The sequence below is a fragment of the Vibrio cidicii genome (genome assembly GCF_009665415.1).
GTDB lineage: Bacteria > Pseudomonadota > Gammaproteobacteria > Enterobacterales > Vibrionaceae > Vibrio > Vibrio cidicii.
The window spans coordinates 1,255,186-1,280,646 of sequence record NZ_CP035921.1 but is presented as its reverse complement, the minus strand read 5'-3'; the positions used below and the strand labels follow the sequence as shown (position 1 = coordinate 1,280,646).

Annotated in this window: 21 protein-coding genes; 10 read left to right on the top strand and 11 right to left on the bottom strand. The window is 50.8% G+C overall.

Going from position 1 to position 25,461, the window contains the following annotated elements:
• Positions 1-8 precede the first annotated feature (8 nt).
• Positions 9-845: a carbon-nitrogen hydrolase family protein gene (locus tag EWA64_RS06865; RefSeq protein WP_061894877.1), complete on the top strand. Its 837-nt coding sequence runs from the start codon at positions 9-11 to the stop codon at positions 843-845.
• Entirely contained in the window at positions 842-2,287 is a 1,446-nt protein-coding gene (gene tldD, locus EWA64_RS06860; RefSeq protein WP_039430570.1) for a metalloprotease TldD, read from the top strand. The genes EWA64_RS06865 and tldD overlap by 4 nt, the downstream gene beginning before the upstream one ends.
• Positions 2,288-2,449: 162 nt before the next feature.
• On the opposite strand, the gene EWA64_RS06855 is transcribed toward tldD, so the two are convergent.
• Complete coding sequence (locus EWA64_RS06855; RefSeq protein WP_039430568.1) at positions 2,450-3,826, bottom strand: PhoH family protein; 1,377 nt, start codon at positions 3,824-3,826, stop codon at positions 2,450-2,452.
• Between the two features lie 519 nt (positions 3,827-4,345).
• Here EWA64_RS06855 and rapA point away from each other — a divergent pair.
• From rapA to EWA64_RS06840, 3 genes are all read left to right on the top strand, one after another.
• Positions 4,346-7,255 carry an RNA polymerase-associated protein RapA gene (gene rapA, locus EWA64_RS06850; protein ID WP_039430567.1) on the top strand — a complete coding sequence of 970 codons (2,910 nt, stop codon included), beginning with the start codon at positions 4,346-4,348 and terminating at the stop codon, positions 7,253-7,255.
• A gap of 71 nt (positions 7,256-7,326) precedes the next feature.
• Positions 7,327-8,079: a pseudouridine synthase gene (locus EWA64_RS06845; protein ID WP_039437419.1), complete on the top strand. Its 753-nt coding sequence runs from the start codon at positions 7,327-7,329 to the stop codon at positions 8,077-8,079.
• Between the two features lie 36 nt (positions 8,080-8,115).
• Positions 8,116-9,078, top strand: a complete 963-nt coding sequence (locus tag EWA64_RS06840; protein ID WP_061894876.1) for a D-2-hydroxyacid dehydrogenase — start codon at positions 8,116-8,118, stop codon at positions 9,076-9,078.
• A gap of 76 nt (positions 9,079-9,154) precedes the next feature.
• Here the strand turns inward: EWA64_RS06840 and EWA64_RS06835 are convergent, their stop codons facing one another.
• The 5 genes from EWA64_RS06835 to arcA all read right to left on the bottom strand — a co-directional run bounded on the left by EWA64_RS06835 (position 9,155) and on the right by arcA (position 13,714).
• A complete protein-coding gene (locus tag EWA64_RS06835; protein WP_045571669.1) occupies positions 9,155-9,544 on the bottom strand; it encodes a RidA family protein in 390 nt (129 codons plus the stop codon).
• Positions 9,545-9,659: 115 nt separating this feature from the next.
• Entirely contained in the window at positions 9,660-10,121 is a 462-nt protein-coding gene (gene pyrI, locus EWA64_RS06830) for an aspartate carbamoyltransferase regulatory subunit (RefSeq protein WP_039430560.1), read from the bottom strand.
• Between the two features lie 15 nt (positions 10,122-10,136).
• A complete protein-coding gene (gene pyrB, locus EWA64_RS06825; RefSeq protein WP_039430559.1) occupies positions 10,137-11,066 on the bottom strand; it encodes an aspartate carbamoyltransferase in 930 nt (309 codons plus the stop codon).
• A 280-nt stretch (positions 11,067-11,346) separates the two neighbouring features.
• Positions 11,347-12,351 carry an ornithine carbamoyltransferase gene (gene argF / locus EWA64_RS06820; RefSeq protein ID WP_061894875.1) on the bottom strand — a complete coding sequence of 335 codons (1,005 nt, stop codon included), beginning with the start codon at positions 12,349-12,351 and terminating at the stop codon, positions 11,347-11,349.
• 142 nt (positions 12,352-12,493) lie between these two features.
• Entirely contained in the window at positions 12,494-13,714 is a 1,221-nt protein-coding gene (gene arcA / locus EWA64_RS06815) for an arginine deiminase (protein WP_061894874.1), read from the bottom strand.
• A 566-nt stretch (positions 13,715-14,280) separates the two neighbouring features.
• On the opposite strand from arcA, the gene rraB reads away from it, so the two are divergent.
• A complete protein-coding gene (gene rraB, locus EWA64_RS06810; RefSeq protein ID WP_039430553.1) occupies positions 14,281-14,703 on the top strand; it encodes a ribonuclease E inhibitor RraB in 423 nt (140 codons plus the stop codon).
• 161 nt (positions 14,704-14,864) lie between these two features.
• Positions 14,865-15,665 (top strand): glycosyl hydrolase 2 galactose-binding domain-containing protein, encoded by an 801-nt coding sequence (locus tag EWA64_RS06805; protein ID WP_061894904.1) that lies wholly within the window; start codon positions 14,865-14,867, stop codon positions 15,663-15,665.
• A 1-nt stretch (position 15,666) separates the two neighbouring features.
• On the opposite strand, the gene EWA64_RS06800 is transcribed toward EWA64_RS06805, so the two are convergent.
• Both EWA64_RS06800 and EWA64_RS06795 read right to left on the bottom strand, forming a co-directional pair.
• On the bottom strand, positions 15,667-16,161 hold the full coding sequence (locus EWA64_RS06800) for a GNAT family N-acetyltransferase (RefSeq protein WP_061894873.1): 495 nt from the start codon (positions 16,159-16,161) through the stop codon (positions 15,667-15,669).
• Between the two features lie 46 nt (positions 16,162-16,207).
• On the bottom strand, positions 16,208-16,618 hold the full coding sequence (locus tag EWA64_RS06795) for a DUF2061 domain-containing protein (protein WP_061894872.1): 411 nt from the start codon (positions 16,616-16,618) through the stop codon (positions 16,208-16,210).
• A 258-nt stretch (positions 16,619-16,876) separates the two neighbouring features.
• Here EWA64_RS06795 and EWA64_RS06790 point away from each other — a divergent pair, with 258 nt between their 5' ends.
• The gene (locus EWA64_RS06790) at positions 16,877-18,052 is read left to right on the top strand and encodes a YjgN family protein (RefSeq protein WP_061894871.1); all 1,176 of its coding nucleotides are present in this window, start codon (positions 16,877-16,879) and stop codon (positions 18,050-18,052) included.
• Positions 18,052-19,062, top strand: a complete 1,011-nt coding sequence (locus EWA64_RS06785) for a M48 family metallopeptidase (protein ID WP_061894870.1) — start codon at positions 18,052-18,054, stop codon at positions 19,060-19,062. The genes EWA64_RS06790 and EWA64_RS06785 overlap by 1 nt, the downstream gene beginning before the upstream one ends.
• A 107-nt stretch (positions 19,063-19,169) precedes the next feature.
• Here EWA64_RS06785 and EWA64_RS06780 read toward each other — a convergent pair whose 3' ends face one another.
• The 3 genes from EWA64_RS06780 to pepA all read right to left on the bottom strand — a co-directional run bounded on the left by EWA64_RS06780 (position 19,170) and on the right by pepA (position 24,164).
• Entirely contained in the window at positions 19,170-22,043 is a 2,874-nt protein-coding gene (locus EWA64_RS06780) for a valine--tRNA ligase (RefSeq protein ID WP_061894869.1), read from the bottom strand.
• A gap of 94 nt (positions 22,044-22,137) precedes the next feature.
• On the bottom strand, positions 22,138-22,587 hold the full coding sequence (locus tag EWA64_RS06775) for a DNA polymerase III subunit chi (protein ID WP_061894868.1): 450 nt from the start codon (positions 22,585-22,587) through the stop codon (positions 22,138-22,140).
• Between the two features lie 65 nt (positions 22,588-22,652).
• On the bottom strand, positions 22,653-24,164 hold the full coding sequence (gene pepA, locus EWA64_RS06770; RefSeq protein WP_061894867.1) for a leucyl aminopeptidase: 1,512 nt from the start codon (positions 24,162-24,164) through the stop codon (positions 22,653-22,655).
• Between the two features lie 193 nt (positions 24,165-24,357).
• Here pepA and lptF point away from each other — a divergent pair, with 193 nt between their 5' ends.
• Complete coding sequence (gene lptF, locus EWA64_RS06765) at positions 24,358-25,458, top strand: LPS export ABC transporter permease LptF (protein ID WP_061894866.1); 1,101 nt, start codon at positions 24,358-24,360, stop codon at positions 25,456-25,458.
• Positions 25,459-25,461 lie beyond the last annotated feature (3 nt).

Here is a 25,461-nt window from a genome sequence, read left to right as displayed (position 1 = left end):
AGTGTGCAATGGAAAGGATTGCCATTATTCAGATGACCTCAAGCGCCGAACCCTCAGCGAATCTGGCGGCGATTCAGCGTGGCTGTGAGCAGGCGGCCAAACAAGGGGCGAAACTGGTGGTGACACCGGAAAATGCGCTGCTGTTTGCTGACAAACAAGCTTACCACCAGCATGCGGAAGTGCTGGGAGAGGGGCCGCTGCAACGCGCTTTGGCGCAGTTGGCGCAAAGCCTGCAGATCACCTTGGTGGTCGGCAGTATGCCGATCCGCCGCGCCACTGGCGTGACCACCACCAGTCTGGTGTTTGGTCCCGATGGTGAGCGTTTAGGCTATTACAGCAAACTGCACATGTTCGATGTCGATGTCGCCGATGGTCATGGTAGCTATCGCGAGTCCGACAGTTTTCAACCCGGCAATGAAATTTGCGTGGTGGAGACGCCGGTTGGCAAACTTGGTCTGAGCATCTGCTACGATTTGCGTTTTCCTGCACTCTACCAAGCGCTGCGCGAGCAAGGCGCGCAAATAATCTTGGTGCCTGCGGCCTTTACCGCCGTCACTGGCGAAGCGCACTGGGAAGTACTGCTCAGAGCCCGCGCCATCGAAACACAAACCTGGGTGATTGCCGCGGGGCAAGGTGGCCAGCACACCGCCAAGCGAGAAACGTGGGGTCATTCGATGGTGATTGACCCGTGGGGAAGTGTGGTGGCGCAACTCCCACAACAGGGCGACTTGCTTGTTGCCGAGATTGATTTAGCCTATAGCGAGAAGATTCGACAAAACATGCCCGTTGCTCAGCATGGTCGTTTTACCCATTTACTAAATAAAAAAGCAGAGCCAAGCTTATGAGTATTAATCAAGTAGAAGAGGCACTGTTAGCACCGGGAGGTCTAACAGCGCAGGACGTGGCGGAGACATTAAGCAGCATTGCAACGCGCCAAATTGACTATGCCGACATCTATTTTCAGTCCAGCTGGCACGAATCTTTAGTGCTGGAAGACAGCATCATCAAAGACGGTTCTTTCAATATTGATTGTGGTGTCGGTGTGCGTGCGGTGACGGGTGAGAAAACCGGTTTTGCCTATGCCGACCAAATTCAGTTGGACGGTTTGCGTCAAAGTGCTCTTGCCGCGCGCGGTATTGCCCAGCAAGGGCAAAATGGTCAAGTGCAAGCCTTTCGCCGTAGCGATAATCAGCACTATTATGCGGCGCTCAATCCACTCGCATGCTGGGAAAAACAGCAAAAAACCGAACTGCTTAAATCGCTCGATGCCTATATTCGCACCAAAGAGCCGCTGGTCAAAGAGGTATCGATCAGCTTAAGCGGCGTGCATGAACAGATGCTGGTTGCCGCAACCGATGGTACTTACGCAGGCGATGTGCGCCCGCTGGTGAGATTGTCCATTAGCGTATTGGCGGAAAAAGGCGATCGCCGTGAGCGTGGCAGCTCGGGTGGTGGTGGCCGTTTTGGCTACGATTTCTTTATCGGTGAAGAAGATGGCGTGCAACGCGCGTTCCACTTTGCTGATGAAGCGATTCGCATGGCGCTGGTCAATCTTGAAGCCGACGCTGCGCCAGCGGGAACCATGCCTGTGGTGCTCGGTTCGGGCTGGCCGGGCGTACTGCTACATGAAGCGGTCGGCCATGGTTTAGAAGGAGATTTCAACCGTAAAGGCTCTTCCGTCTTCTCCGGCAAAATCGGCAGTCAGGTGACCTCGCCACTGTGTACCATTGTCGATGACGGCACCCTCAAAGATCTGCGCGGTTCTTTGAACGTGGATGACGAAGGGGTAAATGGTCAATACAACACCCTGATTGAAAACGGCGTTTTGCAAGGCTACATGCAAGATAAGCTCAACGCACGTTTGATGGGCGTGAACCCAACGGGCAACGGTCGCCGTGAATCTTACGCTCACCTGCCGATGCCGCGCATGACCAACACTTACATGCTGCCGGGTCAGCACACGCCGGAAGAGATCATCGCCACGGTGAAAAAAGGCTTGTACGCGCCTAACTTCGGTGGCGGTCAGGTAGACATCACTTCCGGTAAATTTGTCTTCTCAACCTCGGAAGCGTATTTAATCGAAAACGGCAAGATCACTCGCCCGGTCAAAGGCGCGACCTTAATTGGTTCTGGGATTGAAGCCATGCAGCAAGTGTCGATGGTCGGCAACGATCTCAGCATCGATCGCGGTGTGGGCGTGTGTGGCAAAGCCGGGCAGAGTATTCCGGTTGGTGTTGGGCAACCGACCCTGAAACTCGACTCCATCACGGTAGGCGGCACGGAATAATCCCACACAGTAATAACGCAAGGGGGCGAAATGATCGCCCCCTTTTTAAGCTCACTCTTGTCTCGTTTGCTTATTTATGAGTAACCTAGCACCTAGCACCTAGCACCTAGCACCTAGCACCTAGCACCTAGCACCTAGCAATCTAGTTCCTCTCTTTCTTCACTACAAATTCTCCTCGGCAAATTCCGCCAAGCGGCTGCGCACCACGCCGTTGAGGTGGATGTTGGCACTGCCTTCGAAATTCTTAAAGCGCTCGACCATGTAGGTCAGGCCCGAGGTGACTGGAGTCAGGTAGTGGGAATCAATCTGCGCTAGGTTACCGGAACAGACGATCTTAGTGCCTTCCCCACAACGAGTGATGATGGTTTTGATTTGCGATGCGGTGAGGTTTTGGCACTCATCCAGCAAGACAAACGCATTTTGAATCGAACGGCCGCGCATAAAGTTGATCGATTTGAACTGAATGTTGGCTTTATCGACGATGTATTTGAGCGAGCCTTCGGTGCAGTGATCGTTTTTGTGCAGCGCTTCCAGTGTATCGGTCACCGACGCAAGCCAAGGCATCATTTTTTCCTCCTCGGTGCCGGGCAAGAAGCCGATTGACTCGCCGATGTCTGGGGTGTTACGCGTCACGATAATCTTATCGAACATCTTTTTCTCTATGGTTTGCTCTAGCGCGGCGGCCATGGCAAGCAAGGTTTTACCGCTGCCCGCCGCGCCAGTGAGGATCACTAGGTCAATGGTCGGATCCAGCAACGCATCCAGCGCCATCGCCTGATAGATGTTCTTCGGTGAGATATCCCAAGCACGGCGGTGCATCATGCGCTCGCGACTGATGTCGAGCAGTGTCAGTTTGTCGCCGTCAATCTCCGCCACACGGCCGGCGAAGTCGCTCTCTTCATCAATCACATATTGGTTAATAAAAGTCGGGTCGAACGGCGCTCTATCGAGGGTGTGATAGGTCCGGCCGCCGAGCGTGCGGCTCTCAACCTGATCCACGTTTTGCCAAAAATCGCCTTCACGCTGTTGAAAGCCTTTGGTGAGGTATTGAATATCGTCAATCAGTTGGTCGGTGCGATAGTCTTCAACAAAGCGTACACCGGCCCCTTTGGCGCGCAGACGCATGTTGATGTCTTTGGTAACCAGCACCACTTCACGTGGCGCACGTTTGTTTTGCAGATAGAGCACGGCGTTGAGAATGCGGTTGTCGCCCGCTTTATCGGCAAAGGCTTTGACCGTTTCTTGCAGTTCGAAATCGGCCAGAATAGCAATGGTACCGCGACTGTTGCCTTCCCCGGAGACGGGAATGCCTTCTGAAATTTCATCCGGGGTGGCATCGCGAAAGAGGTCTTCCAGTGCACGAATCGCCACGCGCGCATCGCGCGCCACATCTCGTTTACTGTCTTTGATTCGGTCCAGCTCTTCAAGCACCGTCATGGGTATCACCACGTCGTGCTCTTTGAACGAGTAGATAGCGAAGGGTTCGTGTAGCAGTATGTTGGTATCAAGTACAAACAGTTTCCGGTCGGTATCGCCCATAGCGTCTCCTTGCCGCAACGCGGCTTTGCTTGCTCAGTACCAAGCGAAGACAGAGGTCTTCTGCTTGGCCGTATGCTTGCAGCAGAGGTCGAATACTTCCGGCCATTACCGACAGAGGCACCATTGGGGGCGCATATGGCATGTCAACCGAGTAGCGAGACGACTTACTGCAAACCCGTGTTGATCCTAAACGTGTACCGAGAACCTGCATTATCTGTGCCGCTGTCCGCTTTCTGGCGAGAAAGGGCGAACAGGTTCTGTTTAAGTATACGCAAATTTGATCACACCAGATCCCACAAATGCCATGAGTTTTTTACATTTTGATTTCATCCACGTTTGGTGAAAAAAATAAAGTGAATCCCAGTGTTTGGGCGTGACCTCCATCACGGCATCAAGTAAGATTAGCGGCCTTTTTCTGCGGCGATTTTTACAGCGAATTATTCGCCTTTTCCCGGTTGGCGAGGGGCGTAAGCAGAACTAAGCTTTTAGAATTCATAATCAAAACGAGGTAGTCAATTCATGACATTTGCTCTGGGGCAACGCTGGATCAGCGATACGGAAAGTGATTTGGGTTTAGGTACGGTGGTCGCGTTAGACGCGCGAACGGTGACATTAATGTTCGCCGCTTCAGAGGAAAACCGTGTTTATGCCAGTAACGATGCCCCAGTAACCCGAGTGATTTTTAACGTCGGTGATGTCGTGGAGTGTCAAGAAGGCTGGTCACTGCGTGTTGAACAAGTGGTGGAGGAGAAAGGCCTTTACACTTACCTCGGCACGCGCGAAGACACCGAAGAGACCGGAGTCGCGCTGCGTGAAATTTTCCTTAGTAACCAAATCCGTTTCAACAAGCCGCAAGACAAAATGTACGCTGGTCAAATCGACCGCATGGATAACTTCGTGCTGCGTTACCGCGCATTGAAAAATCAGTATGAGCAGCATCGCAGCCCAATGCGCGGCCTCTGTGGCATGCGCGCTGGCCTTATTCCTCACCAGCTTTATATTGCCCACGAAGTGGGGCGTCGTCATGCGCCGCGCGTATTACTGGCAGATGAAGTGGGCCTAGGTAAAACCATCGAAGCGGGGATGATCATTCATCAACAAGTGCTGCTTGGCCGTGCTGAGCGCATTTTGATTGTGGTGCCGGAAACTTTGCAGCACCAGTGGCTGGTGGAAATGATGCGTCGTTTCAACCTGCATTTCTCGATTTTTGACGAAGAGCGCTGCGTTGAAGCATTCGCCGAATCGGACAACCCATTTGACACCCAGCAGTACGTGCTCTGTTCACTGGATTTCTTGCGCAAAAGTCGCAAACGTTTTGAGCAAGCACTGGAGGCAGATTGGGATCTGTTGGTGGTCGATGAAGCGCACCATCTGGAATGGAGCCAAGACAAACCAAGCCGCGGCTACCAAGTGATTGAAGGGCTGGCTGAGCGCACGCCGGGCGTATTGCTGCTGACCGCGACCCCCGAGCAGCTTGGCCGCGAGAGTCACTTTGCCCGTCTGCGCCTGCTGGATTCAGATCGTTTCTACGACTACGAGGCGTTTGTCGAAGAAGAAGCGCAGTACGCGCCAGTTGCCGATGCGATCACTGCGCTGTTTTCGGGCAAGCTGCTGCCTGATGAGGCAAAAAATCAGATCACTGAACTGCTTTCGGAGCAGGACGTTGAACCGCTGTTCCGTATTATTGAAAGCAACGCCGACGAAGAGAGCAAAGCTGCTGCGCGCCAAGAGCTGATTGACAACCTGATGGATCGCCACGGCACGGGACGTGTTCTATTCCGTAACACCCGTGCGGCCATCAAAGGCTTCCCAGTGCGTAACGTGCACCTATTGCCGATGCCGATCCCATCGCAATACACTACCTCAATGCGTGTTTCAGGCATGATTGGCGGTAAAATGACGCCGGAAGCGCGTGCGATGAAAAACCTTTATCCGGAAGAGATCTTCCAAGAGTTTGAAGGGGACGATTCAAGCTGGTGGCAATTTGACTCGCGGGTAAACTGGCTGCTGGAAAAAATTCTCGCCAAACGCAGCGAGAAAATTTTGGTTATCGCCTCGCGCTCCAGCACGGCATTACAACTAGAGCAAGCGCTGCGCGAGCGTGAAGGCATTCGCGCCACCGTGTTCCACGAAGGCATGTCGATTCTCGAGCGCGACAAAGCAGCGGCGTACTTTGCTCAGGAAGAGGGCGGCGCTCAGGTGCTGATCTGTAGTGAGATCGGCTCAGAAGGCCGTAACTTCCAGTTCGCTAACCAGTTGGTGATGTTTGATTTGCCGTTTAACCCGGATCTGCTTGAGCAGCGAATTGGCCGTTTGGATCGCATCGGACAAAAACGTGATATCGACATTCATGTTCCTTACCTGCAAGGCACTGCGCAAGAGGTGCTCGCGCGTTGGTTCGATGAAGGCTTGAATGCGTTTGCCGAAACCTGCCCAACCGGTCGTGCGGTGTATGATCAATACGCCGATACGCTGATTGAGATCCTCGCATCCGGTGACAGTACGCCGCTGGAAGAGGTGATTGCCCAATCGGCCAAAATGAACCTCGAGCTAAAAGCGCAGTTAGAACAAGGGCGCGATCGCCTGTTGGAAATGCACTCTAACGGCGGCGAAAAAGCGCAGCAGATCGTGGCAGAGATCGCGGGCAAAGATGGCGATACCAACTTGGTGAGCTTTGCGCTGAGCCTGTTTGATACCATTGGCCTTAACCAAGACGATAAAGGCGAAAACGCGATTGTCGTTACGCCATCCGAGCACATGATGGTGCCAAGCTACCCGGGCCTACCGTACGAAGGAGCGACCATCACGTTTGACCGCGATACGGCGCTGTCGCGTGAAGACATGCACTTTATCAGTTGGGAACACCCGATGATTCAGGGCGGTATCGACCTGTTGATGAGCGAAGGCGTCGGCACGTGTGCGGTGTCGCTGCTGAAGAACAAAGCGTTGCCAGTTGGCACAATTTTGCTCGAGCTGATTTATGCGGTGGATGCCCAAGCGCCAAAACGCAGCGGTATCGGCCGCTTCCTACCGCGCACGCCCATCCGTTTGATGATGGATGCGCGCGGCAACGATTTGTCGGCTCAGGTTGAGTTTGAAGGCTTTAACCGTCAACTTAGCCCAGTGAACCGTCATCTGGCCAGCAAACTGGTTTCGTCGGTACAGCAAGATATTCACCGTTTGATCGAGTCCGGTGATGCGCTGGTGGTTGAGCGCGTCGAAGCGATTCGTCAGCAAGCACAGCAAGAGATGCAGCAAAGCCTCAATGGTGAGCTGGAACGTCTGCAAGCGCTGAAAGCGGTCAACCCGAATATTCGTGACGAAGAGTTGGAAGCGATTGACGCGCAAATCAAAGAGCTGAGTGGTTACATTGGCAAAGCGCAGTACCAGCTTGATTCACTGCGTTTGATTGTGGTCAGCCACAACTAATTCGCGTCGCCCGTTACCGTGATATGAGACTCAACGGGCGACCTTGATTGATTTTGTTATGAGACACTTTTATGTCTGAGTTTGAATACCATCCGCCGACCGACCCTTGGATAGACATTGTCTATGAAGATGGGCATATTTTGGTGGTCAATAAGCCGTCTGGCCTGCTGTCGGTGCCGGGGCGCTTGCCGCAATACAACGACAGCGTCTGGAGTCGTTTGAAACAGCAAGATCCAGACATTCAAGTGGTACACCGTTTGGATCTCGCCACCTCAGGCTTGATGCTGCTCGCCAAAGGCAAACATGCAGAATCGGCACTGAAGAAGCAGTTTCAATACCGTTTAACGCACAAAATCTACTACGCTCGCGTTTGGGGCCATGTGGAAGCCGATGAAGGCATGATCGATCTGCCGCTGATTGTCGACTGGCCAAATCGTCCGTTGCAGAAAGTGTGTCATGAAGAGGGCAGGCCATCGCAGACCAAGTTCCATGTGGCCAAGCGTGAAGTGCACCCTAATGGTGAGAAAACCACCATCATGCGCCTGCTACCGATCACCGGTCGTACGCACCAACTGCGCGTGCACATGCAGTCCATCGGCCATCCGATTGTCGGGGATGAGTTTTACGCCAGCGGTGAAGCGCGCGCCTTTTCTGCACGTTTAGAGTTGCATGCCGCTGAACTGAGCTTTTATCATCCGAAGAATCGTTGGCTGCGCAGCATCTTTGTGCCGTGTGATTTTTATCCGGAGGCGCAAGAGATGATCTTTTCTTATTACGATCCTGCGCGTAAATTACCGGATTACAAAACGCTGTCCAATCCTTAATCAACGAGCGATGGGCAGTGCATTACAGGAGTTGCTATGTCACTGCCCACTATCGTTTTTCTCGACCGAGCCACCATTCCCGCTCACATTCCACTGCCGCAAGTCGATTTTGCTCACCACTGGATTGAGTACCCTCTCACCTCGCCAGAGCAAGTGGTGGAGCGCCTGCAAGCGGCCGATATGGTTATCACCAACAAGGTGGTGTTAGACCAAACGGTGTTAAGTCAACTGCCCAATCTGCGCCTGATCGCGGTGGCAGCCACCGGGTTTAATAATGTAGATGTGGACTACTGCTCGGCCAAGCAGATCGCAGTGAGTAACGTGCGAGGCTATGCGGGTAACTCAGTGCCGGAACATGTGATGGCGATGCTGTTTGCGCTAAGACGTAATCTGTTTGCTTATCATCAAGATATTGCCGCTGGCGTCTGGCAAAAAGATAAGCAGTTCTGCTTTTTTACCCATCCGATTGGTGATATTGCTGGCACAACCTTAGGCATTATTGGCGCAGGTGCTCTGGGCCAAGCCACCGCCAAACTGGCGCGAGCGCTGGGTATGCAGGTGCTTTTTGCTGAGCACAAAGGAGCGACGCAGTGCCGCGAGGGGTATCTGCCGCTTGACGAAGTGCTGCAAAACAGTGACGCCATAAGTTTGCACTGTCCGCTGTCTGAGCACACGGTCAATTTGATTGGTGCGGATGAACTGACGCAAATGAAGCCATCGGCGATTTTACTCAATGCTGGCCGAGGTGGTTTGGTCGATGAACAGGCGTTGGTCGCTGCGCTGAAAAATGGTGTGATTGCCGGTGCGGGCGTGGATGTGTTTAGCCAAGAGCCTGCAGATGAAACCAATCCGCTGTTGGCGAACATGGCACTGCCAAACTTGCTGCTCACGCCGCATGTGGCGTGGGGCAGTGATTCGGCGATCAGCAAACTGGCCGAGATCCTGATGGAAAACATCAATGCGTTTTGGCGCGGTGAAGCGTTAAATCGCGTAGTGTAAGCTCGCGCAGAGACAAAAAAGGGTGACCTCATGTCACCCTTACTTTTTGCCGAGCTCGGTGAGCCGACTCAATCGATTATTTGCGTACCGCAATCGCTTCGATTTCGATGCCAACATCTTTCGGTAGGCGAGCCACTTCTACGCAAGAGCGCGCTGGGTAGTGCGCCACGTTGTGCTCGTCAAAAAACTTGCCGTACACGTCATTCACTGTGCCGAAGTCATTTAAATCTTTGACGAAAACCGTCATTTTTACGATGTCACCCACGCTCAGGCCAGAGGCTTCGACCACGGCTTTGACGTTGTCGAGCGACTGACGTGCTTGCGCTGCGATCTCTGCTGGGATTTCGCCGGTCGCAGGGTTGACGGGGATCTGGCCAGAAGTTAGGACCATGTTGCCAAGGTCAACACCTTGAATGTAAGGGCCGATGGCCGCAGGCGCCGAATCAGTGTGAAGTACTTTAGTCATTGTTATGTTCCATCTTGATTGAGGGGAAAACAAAAGAGGCTTCAGTGTGCCGCGAAAGGGATGATTGGTAAAGAGAAAATCCCCAGCCGCGAAGGCTGGGAAGTGCTTGTGACGATTAACGTTCGGTGACGATTTCGCGTGAAAATACTTTCTCGCAGTATTTGCATTTCAAGCGCACATCGCCTTTCTTTTCAAACACGCGAAAGCTGCTGGCCACGGGCTCGTTGTGAGAAATGCAGTTGCTGTTCGGGCACTCGAACACATCGCTGACAAACTCCGGCAACTCTAATGCCAGTTTCTTCACCACGTGATAGTTTTCGATTTGGTTAACGGTCGCGTGCGGGGCATACAGCGCCAGTTTGCGCGCTTGTTCTTCACTGATGAAGACGTTCTCAATTTTGAGCAGATCTTTACTGCCAAGCGCGGAAGAGGGCAGATTGAGGCCGATGGTGACACGCTGAGAAGAGTTGTGCATATCGAACAGTTTCAGCACCTTAATGCCCACTTGCGCCGGAATGTGGTCAATCACTGTACCGTTTTTAATCGCTTCAACCTGCAATTTTGTCTCTTTTTCCATGCTATTTCTCTCCGATTACAGTGATTCATTCAAAACTAGGGCTAACAGGGCTTCACGCGCGTATACGCCGTTGCCTGCTTGCTGGAAGTAGTAAGCGTAAGGCGTTTTATCCACATCGGTGGTGATCTCGTCGACGCGTGGCAGCGGGTGCAGCACTTTCAAGTTATCGCGGGCATTTTCCAGCATAGCGGCGGTGAGGATGTAGGCCGATTTGATGTGCACATATTCTGAGGCATCGAAACGCTCTTTTTGCACGCGGGTCATGTAGAGAATATCTAACTCTGGGATCACGCTGTCCATGTCGTTGTGCACGCTGTAGGCGATGCCTGCTTCATCCAACTCTTCCAGAATGTACTCTGGCATCGCCAGCGCATCAGGTGCGACAAAGAAGAAACGGATGTTGTTAAATTTCGCCAGTGCTTGAGTGAGCGAGTGGACCGTGCGGCCATACTTGAGGTCGCCGACAAACGCTACGTTGAGTTCGTCCAAGCGGCCTTGGGTTTCAGAAATGGTGAACAGATCAAGCAGGGTCTGCGTGGGGTGCTGGTTAGCGCCGTCGCCCGCGTTAATCACGGGCACGCCGTTTGAGAACTCCGACGCCAAACGCGCGGCGCCCTCTTGCGGGTGGCGCATGACAAACGCATCCACATAGTTAGAGATCACTTGCACCGAATCGGCCAGTGTTTCGCCTTTTTTCGCCAGCGAGGTGTTTCCGCCATCGTCAAAGCCAATCACGTCGCCGCCGATGCGCTGAATCGCCGTTTCAAACGACAAGCGGGTTCGGGTCGAAGGCTCGAAGAAGCAGCTCGCCACCACTTTGTTTTTGATCAGATCTGGATTTGGCTCTGCTTTGAGTTGACCAGCCGTTTTGACAATCAATTCCAGCTCAGCGCGGCTCAGCTCCGGAATGGAAATAATGTGCTTTTTATAAAGCGAGTTTGTCATAGTCGTCTTCCCTATCTGAATGTTTCAGGCAATAAAAAAGCCTCCCATTGAGGGAGGCTTTAAAAATCAATCGAATTAGTCAATGCAACGACAGAAGAAACAGCGCCATGCAGGTGAGATTGAGTGCCTGCTCGTCGTGCTGTGTTGGTTGTCAAACGCGTTGTCATTTCATAACCCTCGGACAAATTGCCGGGTATTATACGCATCAAGCGCGTGAGCGCAAGCGATTACATCAATCTTTTATGCGCTAATGTAATCGATTAACTCACTCGTATTTTGCTTAGCTGCCCAGCGTTGCCACCATCACCGCTTTGATGGTATGCATGCGATTTTCTGCTTCATCAAAGACAATGGAGTGGTCTGATTCAAACACCTCTTCTGTCACTTCTAGCCCTTTCATCCCATATTTTTCCGCCACTTGTTTGCCGATGACGGTTTCATCGTTATGGAAGGCGGGTAAGCAGTGCATAAATTTCACCGCGGGATTGCCCGTTTGCTTGAGCATCGCCATATTGACTTGATACGGCTTCATCAGCGCCACGCGCTCATCCCACGCTTGCGCTGCTTCGCCCATGGAAACCCACACATCGGTGTAGAGAAAATCACACCCGGCCACGCCCTCTTCGACGCTTTCGGTTAAGGTGATTTTTGCTCCGCTTTCGCTGGCAATGGTTTGGCAAAGGGCTACTAACTCCTCTTGCGGCCAAAAGGCTTTCGGCGCGACTAAGCGAATGTCCATGCCCATCTTGGCCGCGCCAACCATGAGCGAATTACCCATGTTGTTGCGCGCATCGCCAAGATAGGCAAATTTGATTTGATGCAAGGCTTTACCTTGGCCGTGCTCTAGCATGGTGAGGAAATCTGCAAGAATTTGCGTGGGATGGAATTCGTCGGTCAGGCCGTTCCAAACAGGCACGCCTGCGTAGGCGCCAAGCTCTTCAACAATCGCTTGACCAAAGCCGCGATACTGAATGCCATCGTACATTCGCCCGAGCACTCGAGCGGTATCTTTCATCGACTCTTTGTCGCCGATTTGCGAACCGGATGGACCGATGTAAGAAACCTGTGCTCCTTGATCAAAAGCGGCCACTTCAAAGGCGCAGCGTGTACGGGTCGACGCTTTTTCGAAGATCAGCGCGATGTTCTTGCCTTGTAAGGTTTTCTTCTCGGTTCCGGCGTACTTGGCTTTTTTTAGCTGCGCGGAGAGGTCCAGCAAAAACTGAATTTCCTTCGGTGAGAAGTCCAGCAGCTTGAGAAAATTGCGATTGCGAAGATTAAATGCCATGAGCCAGCCCTTTTTCTATGAAGAGTTATGGCGCTAGTAAAACATATAAATGCTGTATTTGTGAATAAATATTTTTATTTGCGTAAGAAAAAACCGATGCGCAAACATCGGTTTTTGTTGAAACGGCTAGGAGTTAGCGAGATTAAATGTCATCGCGCTCAATCGGACAACTCATGCAGCGTGCGCCGCCACGGCCGCGCCCCAGTTCATTGCCGGGAATGGTTAAAACCTCAATCCCTGCCTTGTCATACTTCTCATTGGTGTAGACGTTGCGCTCGTAGCCAATCACCACACCCGGTTTGACGGTCAGCACGTTATTGGCATCATTCCACTGCTCGCGTTCGGCTTCGTAGTTGTCGCCACCTGTGGTGATGATGTTGAGCTGATCCAAACCAAGAGCCGTTTCGATAGCATGCAGATAGTTATGCGATGCCTCGACGCGCATTTCACCGTTTCCTTGTGGTGTGAGACGCCACGTATCGAGGTCTTTGCGCATGATCTCTGGATAGACCGAAAAGGTATCGACATCCATGTGCGTCATGACGGTGTCTAAATGCATGCAAGAGCGGTGCTTCGGCAGATCGATGGCGATCACCTCTTTTGCTTGACCGGACTTAAACAGGCTCGCCGCGAGGTTTTCTACCCCTTGTGGCGTGGTGCGTTCAGACATACCAATTAACACCGCGCCTTTGCCGATCACCAGCACATCGCCGCCTTCGATATTGGCGTTGTCGTAGTGCAGGTCTTCATCACCGAAGTATTTGATGAAATCTTGCCCCGCAAACGTCGGGTGCCATTGGTAAATCGCGCGCAAATGGTTGGTTTCCCGTTGGCGAGCCGCTTTCATCATTGGGTTGAGTGACACGCCTCCGTATACCCAACATGAGGTGTCGCGGGTGAAGAGATGGTTGGGCAGCGGCTCAATGACGAAATCCAGCGGGCGCTTCATTCTTGGTAGCATAGACGCGGATTTGATCGGCAACTCAGAGTAGGCTAATCCGCCGAGTAGAATGGTTGCCAGATGCTCATCGTCCATATCAGAGAGATAGTGGCGCAGATCGCGGGCGAAAATCGGCCCGTAGCGAAAATCCGACACTTGCACATTCAGCAGCCAGTGTTTGGCTTGCGGTACGGCGAGGGTTTGAACCAAGAGATCGTGCAGCAGTAATACTTCAACCCCTTGGCTGCGTAGCGTGTTGGCAAACGCATCGTGTTCTTGCCCCGCCGCCTCAACCGCTAACACATCATCAAACAGTAACTCGTGGCAATTGGAGGGGGTGAGATGGGTTAGGGCTCGCTCTGGGCGGTTTAACAACACTCGTCGTAGTTGACCGACCTCGGAGCCGACATACAGCTTGCTCATTTTGCATCCTTACAATTTATCCTGCCGCTATTTATGACAACCTTATCTATAAGATGCAAATCGCTTTGCTTTATTTAAATTCTGTATTTTGTTTTAATATTGGTTTTTATTGCTGGTTTCTGTTATTTATTTGGTTTCTTGTCTTGTTTTGGTGTTTGTTCTTTTCAAGGGCAAAATATGCGTTTTTATGCGCGTTACTCAGTGCTCTCTGGATGAGGAATCTTAGGAAATGATTGAATAGACATTCAATAATATGCACTTATTGCCGCTCCATTAGTCGCAATCTTGCTTTTTGACAGGATTTAATCGTGAATGAAGCGGCAACTTTTAGGCAATTATATTTATGTGCTGTCCATTTTTGCTCACGTAGGATCTTCTGAATCTTACGGAAAGAGTAAAATTGTTAATTTAGTGTAGCGAAGTTGACGTGCTTGTGACTTTTGCTCGCCGCAGCAGAGAAAGATAAAGAGGAAAAGAGTTTGTCGGTGGCTTTTCCGCTCGATCCATGCCATATTTCACCGCATTAACGATGAACCAAGTTAGAGTTACGATTCCGGAGCTAAACCATGTCTCACGAAGATGAATATCTGTCAGTTGAAGAATTAATCGAGATTCAAAAGGAAGATACTCGCGATATTATTGCTGCCCTACTCGAAGATGGCAGTGATCCTGATGCTCTGTATGAAATTGAGCACCATCTGTTTGCCGAAGACTTTGAGACGCTGGAAAAAGCGGTGGTTGAAGCCTTTAAAATGGGTTTTGAGGTTCTCGAAGCCGAAGAGACCGAAGACGAAGATGGTAAGATCCTGCTTTGCTGTGATGCCACCATGCAATCTGCCCTTGATGCCGAAGCGATTGACGCCCAAGTTGAGAAATTGGTTCATCTAGCTGAAAAATACGACATTATTTATGATGGTTGGGGCACGTACTACGAAGGCGAAGACGCACTTTACCCTGATGATGATGAAGACGACGATTACGAAGATTAATCGCTTGATTTTAAAGCTGGCAAACGCCAGCTTTTTTATTGCCTGTTGTGCTCACCACCCAACGATTTGATTATGTGGTCATTAATCTACGCCGCGATGTCTCGCCTCTGCGATACGAATGTGCGTATAATGGTGCAAATTTGATCTGGCTCAATATTATTATGCAACTCTCGCTTAGCGGCCTTTGGCAACTTTCTCCTCTAACGGATCTCTCCATCGCTCAAGATGACATTACTTTTCCCGCTCCGCTGAGCCAAATTTTGCCTGACGATCTCTCAGAGCAGGAAATTGTCCAGCAAGAGTGGCATTTGATGCATGACATTGAGGTTGACGAGGCGATGCTGGCCTTTCCGGCGGTTGAGCTGGTACTCGGTGGGGTTGATTATCATGCTGAAGTGCGCCTCAATGGGGTCGCGGTGTTTGATTGCGACCAAAGTCAACTTGTCTATCGCAAAGATATCCGGCCTTATCTGCAACTGGGGCGAAATCGTTTCGAGATCCTTTTTCTTGAGGAAGAAGAATCTTTACTGTTTGACGAAGATGAGCCGGATGTGTGCGTACTGACGGCCAATGCCTATCACAAAAGCGATGAGCGTATCGGCATCTGGCAAGCGCCGTATCTGCAATTTATCCGCCATGTGCGACTCGATCACATCACCACCGAGCAGATCTGGCATCACGGTGGTGGCTGTGAATTTAAGGTTGATCTTTATTATCAAACTTTTGCGTCCGGCTTAGTCTCGGCAGCGGTGAAGTTCAACGGTATGACGTATCAGATCCCGATTGATGTGAGAGCGGCACACGCTTGCGCGCTGTTTCAGATCGAAGCGCCGCGCTATGCCGATCTCAACGATCCCGATCCGCGAGATCTTTACTCACTGACGGTGGAGCTCGATGGGCAACGCCAAGAGTTCTCAGTGGCGCTTAGCCAAGATCTCTGTGTCAGTCATTGGGTGTGGTGAGTTAGAGCTCTGTGATCATCACCACTTCACAGGCGTCGTGACCGGTGTTACCCAGTGGCGCATCGAGATGGCGAAAGCCAACTTTTTCATACAGTGCCAGCGCTTCTTTTAAGTTGGCGGTGCTTTCAAGATAGCATTGTTGATAGCCCATATTTTTCGCCAACGCTTTACACAAGGCGATGATTTGCTTGGCCAGCCCTTGGCCGCGGCAAATGGGTAAAAAATACATTTTTTGTAGTTCACAAATATCTTCAGCGCCGCTGAGCGGCGAGAAGCCTCCGCCCCCGACTACTTCGCCTTGATGTTCCACCACCCAATATGCAGCGCGTGGCTGTTTGTAGATACTGTACAAATCGTCCAGTGTCGGATCGGCGACGCTGTAGCCTTTATCGGCGGTTAAGCCATATTCGGCCGAGACTTGGCGAATCACATTGGCTATTGAGGCGTTGTCCTCAAGGGTTATCGGGCGTAAGGTAAATTCCATTTCTTGTGACATAAGGTCATTCATAGTTCAGTTCATGATGGTCAAAACTATAGAGTGGCTACGCTGTTGGGTGCAAACAAAAACGGTGCGAATTGCGCGTTTGTTTGCTTGCACTGTGGCGTAACCAGACCTTTTCATGGAAGTAGTACACCACTGTGTTGATCGAAGGTTCAATCATCGCCATGACGCCACCGACCAAAAGGTCACCAGTCAACAGATAGGCGACAGAAAAGGCCACGCTGAAATGGACGGTCGCAAAGCTGGCAGTCTTGAGTTTGGTCATCCACTGACGCGCTCTTAACGCAGGTGCTTGCGCCCATGCTTTCTCATGAAAGTAAAATGCCACGGTGTTCACTGAGGGCTCAATCATGGCGATCAAGCTGCCGATCAGAATATCCCCAGTCAGCAAGTAAGCGACCGTAAAGGCGATAGTAAAGTGCAGGGCAGCAAAAGTTAGGGTCTTTTTCATGATCGATCCTCTCAGTGAGCCATCGTAGTTGGTTCGGCGTTGAGTACAGTATCTGAGAAAAACAATTAAAGAGATATTCGATTGAATCTATCTAATTAATCGTCAAAAGCTATATATGGGTTGCTGAGTGATTTATATAGGAAATCAATGTGTTTTGTTTAGATTCATCACTGAATGGGGGAGTGTAATCCGGTTAGAATAACAGGTTTTATAAAATTACTGATTTTCTTATTAATTATTACGTCAGGGATAGTTTCAATGAACAACACATCAACGCGAAATGCCATCCAATTTCACGGCCAAGGGGGCGAGTTTTTTGGCATCTGGATCGTCAATATTCTTTTGTCTGTTATCACCTTAGGCATCTACTCGGCTTGGGCAAAGGTCAGAACAAAACGCTACTTTTACGGCAATACTGAGCTCGCAGGTGATAATTTTGAGTATCACGCCACCCCGACTCAATTGCTTAAAGGCCGTTTAGTAGCCTTGTTGGTGGTGCTTGTCTGGGCGGTGACCAACACCATCTTCCCGTTATTCAGTGCGCTGCTTTTGATCGCGTTTTATCTCTCCTTGCCTTGGCTGATGTGGAGCAATGCTCGCTTTGATGCGGCTATGACTAGCTATCGCAACGTGCATTTTGCCTTTAATGCCTCACTTAGTGGCGCCTATACTGCCATTTTGGGGCGTGGTATTGTCTCTCTGGTTGTGCTTGGATTGTACGGTAGCCTAGTGTTTGCTGCGGCTTTCTCGTCAGGAATGGCCGCCATGTTACTCGGTCTGTTTGGGCTGGTTGTCGCCGCCGTGCTTTACGCTTGGATGGCGGTGGGTATGCATCACTATTTTGCCAATGGTTATCAGTATGGCGAATGGCAATTTAGTGCCGAGTTGAAAACAGGTTTCTTTGCTTCGGTTTACCTGAAAGCGAGTCTACTCGGTGCGTTCTTTAGCGCCATCATCGGTGGGGTTGTGCTCGGGTATGTGTTTGGCTCAGGTGTGTTGATGGATTTAGTGAATGGCGATCTCTCTACTCTTGAGAATCATTCGAGTTTGTTTGTTGTTCCATTGATGTATGCTTTGATTTTAATTATGTCGGTCGTCATGACGGCCTACACGACCACTCGTATTCGCAACTATGTCTTCTCTTGTCTACGTGCGCAGCAAGCAAGTGACAGTGAACAAACGTTTACTTTTTCTTCGACCATGGGCGTGTGGAGTTACACCACGTTAGTGATCAGCAACTTCTTATTGCAAGTGGTGACGCTTGGTTTAGCACGTCCTTGGGTGATGGTGCGCACTACGCGATATCTCGCAGCTAATACGGCAGTGCTTGGCGACATGACGCAACTGAAAGCTTGGGATCAGGATTCGGAGGTGAAATCGGCCATCAGTGACGAACTGGCGCAGGTGTTTGATCTTGGCATGGGCATTAGCTGATGTCACGCATTCAAGGCACCGCGTTTGCGCCTCGTAGCTCAGAGCGACACGAGGCGATGTTAGATCTCTCTCAGGCCAATTTTGTCGCGCTGCACATAAATGGGGACATTATCAGTTGTGAGCAGCATCATGTGACGGTCAGCGATCCGGTGGGCAATCTGCCCATCCGCTTTACTTTTGCGCAGGGGTGGGTGTTTGTTGCTCCCCGCAGTGCGGCAATAGAGCAATGGTTGCTGCGTCATCGTAAGCGCAGAACTCGCTTTGTCGATTGGATGGAAGGGAATATCACCGCTTGGGTGGTTTCCTCGCTCATCTGTATCGCTATTCTGCTTTGGGGGTACGTCTACGCGTTGCCTTGGGCGAGTGACAAAATAGCTGAGCGTTTGCCCGACTCGGTCTCGTTGCTTCTGGGTGAGAAGATCTTGCAAACCCTAGACGAGCACCTCGTCCCCAGCGAGCTTGACGCCTCGCAGCAGCAGGCGATTCGTTTGCGTGTGGCACAGCACGTCGAAAAGCTTGCTCCGCTGCCTTTTGCTATCAATGTGCAGTTTCGCTCATCGGCTCAAGGAGCGAATGCGTTTGCGCTGCCCGGTGGCACCATCATTCTTTTAGATGAGCTGGTGGCTCTGGCAGAGACGCCGGCGCAGCTTGATAGCATCATTTTGCATGAGTTAGGGCATGTTCATCACCGGCATATGATGAAGCAATTGGTGCAATCGACCATACTCTCCGTCAGTGTCTCTCTGATTACGGGGGAAAGTTCGGGCATCGTTGATAATCTGGCGGGGATGGGCGTATTCATTGCTTCCAATGGCCAATCGCGTGAGGCCGAAAAGCAGGCGGATCATTACGCGAAACTGGCGATGCGGCAGATATATGGTAGCAGTGAACCGATGGCAGAGATGTTTGAGCGTTTTCAGCAGCAAAGTGAGGGGGAAGTGCCCGCATGGCTGAGCACTCATCCTGATTTTGACTCCCGCATCGATGCTGCGCGTAGTGATTCACGGTAGCGGAAACGTGTGCGGCAAACCGCAAGGGGCTAAAGAAAGCCAATAGAAAAGGCAGCGAACTCGCTGCCTTTTCTGATTAATCATGGATCTTTTAATTCACTTTGGAATTAGAGTGCCGCGATCGTGGTTTTTTGCTCTTCTAGCTTAGCCAGTGTCTCTTTGTAACCTTCCAGCTTTTCACGCTCTTTGGCGATAACCGCTTCAGGGGCTTTGGCGACAAAACCTTCGTTGCCCAGTTTACCTTCGATGCGTTTGATTTCGCCTTGTGTTTTCGCTACTTCTTTATCCAAACGAGCAAGCTCGGCATCTTTGTCGATCAGGCCAGCCATTGGGATCATCAGCTCAGATTTACCGACCAGTGCCGTTGCACAGGCTGGCGTTTCTTCACCGGCTGCGAGCACGCGTACTGACTCCAGCTTAGCCAGAGAAACCAGCACCTGCTTGTTGGCTTCAACGCGCGCAGCGTCTTCTGCTGTCGCCGCTTTGAGCATCACAGACAGAGGCTTACCTGGGTTGATGTCGTATTCAGCACGTAGGTTACGAATGCTAGTGATGAAGGCTTTTACCCATTCGATGTCATCGAGCGCTGCTTGGTTGAAGTTCGCTTCATCGAATTGAGGCAGAGATTGCAGCATGATAGTGCTTTCTGATGAAGTAGTGCCTTCCACACCGTCAACGATAGGCTTGATGCTTTGCCAGATCGTTTCGGTGATGTAAGGGATCACAGGGTGAGCCAGACGTAGCGTCTTCTCCAGCACTGTGATTAGCGTACGACGCGTACCGCGTTGTTGCGCTTCAGTACCTTTCCATAGAACCGGTTTAGTCAGCTCTAGGTACCAGTCACAGAATTGGTTCCAGATGAATTCGTACAGGGTGTTGGCTGCCATGTCGAGACGGTAGTTGTCGATATGGTTGTTGAACGCTTTCGCTGCCAGTTCAAACTGAGACTCGATCCACTTGTCCGCCAGTGAGTATTCGATCTCACCTGCGCCAAAGCCACAATCTTGCTCTTCGGTGTTCATCATTACGTAACGACTTGCGTTCCATAGCTTGTTACAGAAGTTACGGTAACCTTCAAGACGCTTCATATCCCAGTTGATATCACGGCCGGTTGATGCCATTGCAGCAAGTGTGAAACGTAGTGCGTCTGTACCGTAGGCTTCAATGCCGTTTTCAAATGTCTTACGCGTATTCTTCTCGATCTTCGCTGCAAGCTGAGGCTGCATCATGTTGCCAGTGCGCTTCTCAACCAGAGACTCAAGATCAATACCATCGATCATGTCGATTGGGTCAAGTACGTTACCTTTCGACTTAGACATCTTGTCGCCGTTTTCGTCACGGATCAGGCCAGTAACGTACACGGTTTTGAATGGTACTTGTGGTTTGCCGTTTTCGTCTTTGACGAAGTGCATGGTCATCATGATCATGCGTGCAACCCAGAAGAAGATGATGTCGAAACCCGTCACCAGTACATCTGAAGGGTGGAACACTTTCAGATCGTCCGTTTGCTCTGGCCAACCTTGCGTACCGAAGGTCCAAAGTGCAGAAGAGAACCAGGTATCCAGTACGTCTTCGTCTTGGTGCAGTTCAATCACTGACTCTAGGTTGTGCTTTTGACGAACTTCTTCTTCGCTGCGACCTACGTAAACATTGCCTTGGTTGTCGTACCAAGCAGGGATACGGTGACCCCACCACAGCTGACGAGAGATACACCAGTCTTGAACGTCACGCATCCAAGAGAAGTACATGTTTTCGTATTGCTTAGGCACGAATTGGATGTCGCCGTTTTCAACCGCTTCAACCGCGGTTTTTGCCAGCGGTGCCGTGCGCACGTACCATTGGTCAGTCAGCATAGGTTCGATGACCACGCCACCACGGTCGCCGTATGGCACCGTCAAGTCGTGATCTTTGATCTCTTCCAAAAGGCCAAGTTCGTCGAATTCCGCCACGATCGCTTTACGCGCCGCGAAACGCTCCATACCTTGGTATTTGGCTGGAATCTCGGTTGAGTACACATCACTTGGCTCACCGTTGGTGGTGAACACTTCCGCCGCATCGCGGATGTTGGCATCGAAAGTGAAGATGTTGATCATCGGCAGTTGATGACGTTTACCCACTTCGCAGTCGTTAAAGTCGTGCGCTGGGGTGATTTTCACACAGCCCGTGCCTTTTTCCATGTCGGCGTGTTCATCGCCTACAATTGGGATACGACGATCAACGATAGGCAGGATGATCTCTTTACCAATCAGATCTTTGTAACGAGGATCTTCTGGGTTCACCGCCACACCAGTATCGCCGAGCATGGTTTCTGGACGTGTGGTGGCGACAACGATGTAGTCTTTGCCATCTGCGGTTTTTACGCCGTCTGCGAGCGGGTAGCGGAAGTGCCACATGTGGCCCTTGGTCTCTTTGTTCTCAACTTCGAGATCGGAGATAGCAGTGTGCAGTTTAGGATCCCAGTTAACCAGACGCTTACCACGGTAGATGAGGTCATCTTCGTAGAGACGCACGAACACTTCTTGAACCGCATTCGACAGACCTTCATCCATGGTGAAGCGCTCACGATCCCAGTCGACTGACGCGCCAAGACGACGAAGCTGCTGAGTAATGGTACCGCCTGATTGGCCTTTCCATTCCCAGATTTTGTCGATGAAAGCGTCACGACCGTAATCGTGTTTGGTTTTACCTTCTTCTGCTGCGATCTTACGCTCAACAACCATCTGAGTCGCGATACCTGCGTGGTCGGTGCCGACTTGCCAAAGGGTATTTTTGCCCTTCATACGTTCACAACGGATCAGCGTATCCATGATGGTGTCTTGGAACGCGTGGCCCATGTGTAGGCTACCTGTGACGTTTGGCGGCGGGATCATGATGCTGTATGACGCTTTCGTCGTGTCACCGTGTGGCTTAAAGTAGCCTTGCTCTTCCCAAGTCTGATACAGAGCTTGTTCGATTGAAGTTGGGTTATATGTCTTTTCCATAGCGCTCTTTAAATGGATACGTTGATGGTTGAATCTGAGTCAATCTCTATAAGTGAACTCTCTAAAGAGAGAGCTTAACTATAAGGATTGACGGCTAGTTGTGCTCAATTTCGATGGTTTGCAGCTGATAACCAGCTTGGCGATAGATTTTATACCTTTCTCTCGCGAGCTGTTTAGCTTTTTCTTCGCAAGGGACGAAGTCTACCACCTCAGCAAACTGGTTCGCAAAGGTTGTCTCATTTTCCGCCAAGTTTATGACCAACTGCCGATTCCAACAAGGGCGCACAGCAGAATGGCCGATCTCAATGTGGGTGGCGTATTTCGGTCCTTCTCCGACCAAATTGTGCGCGACAAACTGTTCAGGTTCGACTTGCCAAAAAAACTCCGCCAACTGCTCGGCGTGAGTTTTGCTGTTGCAGTTGAGATACACTTTGGCCCCTTGCTTAGCAAAATGATGAGCGAGAAACACCACGTAGTGGGCGAATCCGAGATCACTCGCTTGAGGGCTTTGTGGCTGAATAATGTAAAACGTGGCTCTTTGCATCGTCGTTGAACCTTAGGTTGAACGATTAAAAAAGGGCCTTGAGGCCCTTTTTGTTGTTGAGAGTATTACTCTTCAATTTCGTGGTGGCCGCTGCGGTTCAATAGGAATTGGACCAGCATTGAGACCGGACGGCCCGTTGAGCCTTTGGCTGCGCCAGAGCGCCAAGCCGTACCCGCGATATCCAAGTGCGCCCAGTTGTATTTCTTGGTGAATTTAGACAAGAAACAGGCCGCTGTAATGGTGCCACCAGGACGACCACCGATATTGGCCATATCCGCAAATGGGCTCTTAAGTTGCTCATGGTATTCATCTGCCATTGGTAGACGCCATGCGCGATCACTCGCTTGCTCAGAGGCATTCACCAGCTCGTGTGCCAGTGGGTTGTGGTTCGCTAGCACACCCGTAATGTGGTGGCCAAGGGCAATCACACACGCACCCGTTAGCGTCGCTACGTCGACCACACAATCTGGCTCGAAACGTTCAACGTAGGTGAGCGCATCACACAGGACCAGACGGCCTTCCGCGTCAGTATTCAACACTTCGACCGTTTGACCTGACATAGTGGTTAAAATGTCACCTGGGCGGTATGCGTTGCTGCCCGGCATGTTTTCACAGCCCGCTAGTACGCCAATCACGTTGAGTGGCAGTTTGAGCTTGGCCACGGCTTTCATTGCACCGAAGACGGAGGCTGCGCCACACATGTCGTACTTCATCTCATCCATGCCTTCGCCGGGTTTGAGCGAAATACCGCCTGAGTCAAATGTGAGGCCTTTGCCGACCAGCACAATCGGCTTAGCGTCTGGATCTGGGTTACCTTTGTACTCAATAACCGACATCATGGATTCGTTCTTCGAACCACGGCCAACCGCCAAGTAAGAAGTCATGCCCAATTTTTCCATCTCTTGCTCGCCAATGATCTTGGTAGAGATGGTGTCGTAGTCGTCTGCTAGGCGGCGAGCTTGAGAGGCCAAATAGGCAGGATTGGCGATATTCGGTGGCATGTTGCCAAGGTCTTTACACGCTTTCACGCCAGAAGCAATCGCAAGGCCGTGAGTAATAGCGCGCTCACCCATGTTCAGTTCACGACGAGTCGGTACGTTGAATACCAATTTGCGCAGTGGACGACGAGTCTCAGGTTTTACGCTCTTAAACTGATCAAAGGTGTATAAACCATCTTTCGTTGCTTCAACGGCTTGGCGCACTTTCCAGTACGTGTCACGCCCTTTGACGTGCAGTTCAGTTAAGAAGCACACCGCTTCCATAGAACCTGTTTCGTTGAGCGTGTTGATGGTTTTTTGAATGATCTCTTTGTACTGACGTTCGCCCAGTTCGCGTTCTTTGCCGCAACCGACTAAAAGAACACGTTCAGAAAGCACACCCGGTACTTGATGCAGCAGTAGCATCTGGCCTGGTTTACCTTCTAGATCACCGCGGCGAAGCAATGAACTAATATAACCGTCACTGATTTTATCGAGCTGTTCGGCTACTGGAGAAAGGCGACGTGGTTCAAACACACCAACAACGATGCATGCGCTACGTTGTTTCTCTGGACTGCCACTTTTTACACTGAACTCCATGCGTACTCCTACATCCTGAAGACAAATAGTTCTAAATGTTAGATAATGACCGCTTACTTGTTGAATTCTATTCTCGGTCTACTCTGTTAAAGCTCAGATTAACATTTAGTCAGTTTTTTAAAAAAATAAAAGGTTCAACGGGAAACTATAGTGATTCGACCAAAAAAACAAGTTTTGTATAGGTAATTTCAGCGTGATTATTGTTAGATATTTGATCCGCGAGACACTCAAGAGCCAATTTGCGATCTTTTTCGTACTTTTTTTGGTGTTTCTCAGCCAACAGTTCATTAGCGTACTGGCCGATGCGTCGGATGGTGATATCCCTGCCAGTCTGATTGTGTCAGTGGTTGCATTGAATATGCCTTCCATGGGACTTTTGATGCTGCCATTGAGTTTGTATATCGGTATTTTGATTACCTTTGGTCGCCTCTATGCCGAAAGTGAAATTGTCGTCATGAATGCAACTGGCATCGGCAATAAATTTCTTATTCAAGCGGCACTCTATCTCGCGGTGATGACCTCAGGCTTGGCGGCTTTCAACGCGCTTTGGCTTTCTCCTTGGTCGATGGATAAAGTAGAGCAACTGACTGAGCAAGTGGCGGCCGAGAACAGTGTCGATTTATTGAAAAAAGGGCAGTTTCAGTTTACTCCTGACCGTTCTTCTGTGGTTTTCATTGACGATATTAGAGACAAGCAGCTTTCCAATGTCTTTGTCGCACAGTTATTACCCCGAGACTCAATTCTTCCTAGTGTGATGTTTGCCAGCTCTGGCGAGGTGAAAGAGTTGTCTGACGGCAGGCAGATCATCTCAATGAAGGAGGGGACACGCTATGAGGGCATTCCGACACGCGTTGAATATATGATCACCGAATTTGCCCAGTATGACGGGCTGATCGGTCAGCGAGCGGTGAAGTATCGTGGCCGAGATTGGGACGCAACGCCAACGCTGGACTTAATTGGTCACCCCGATCGTGAAGCGCAAGCTGAACTGCAATGGCGATTCTCACTGTTTGTCTGTATTCCGCTGCTGACCATGCTGGTGATTCCTCTCTCTGCGGTTAATCCACGTCAAGGCCGATTTGCCAAGATGGGGCCTGCTATCTTGATCTACCTCGCTTATTTCTTAGCGATCAGTGCCACCAAATCGGCATTAGAAGAAGGGGACATTCCAACATCGGTTGGTATGTGGCCAATTAATGGCATGCTGCTGTTGGTGGCGATCTTGGTCAATCTGATGGACAGTGTTCCGGTGCGACGCATGAAAGACAATTTTAAGAAGAAAAGGTTGGCGTAACTC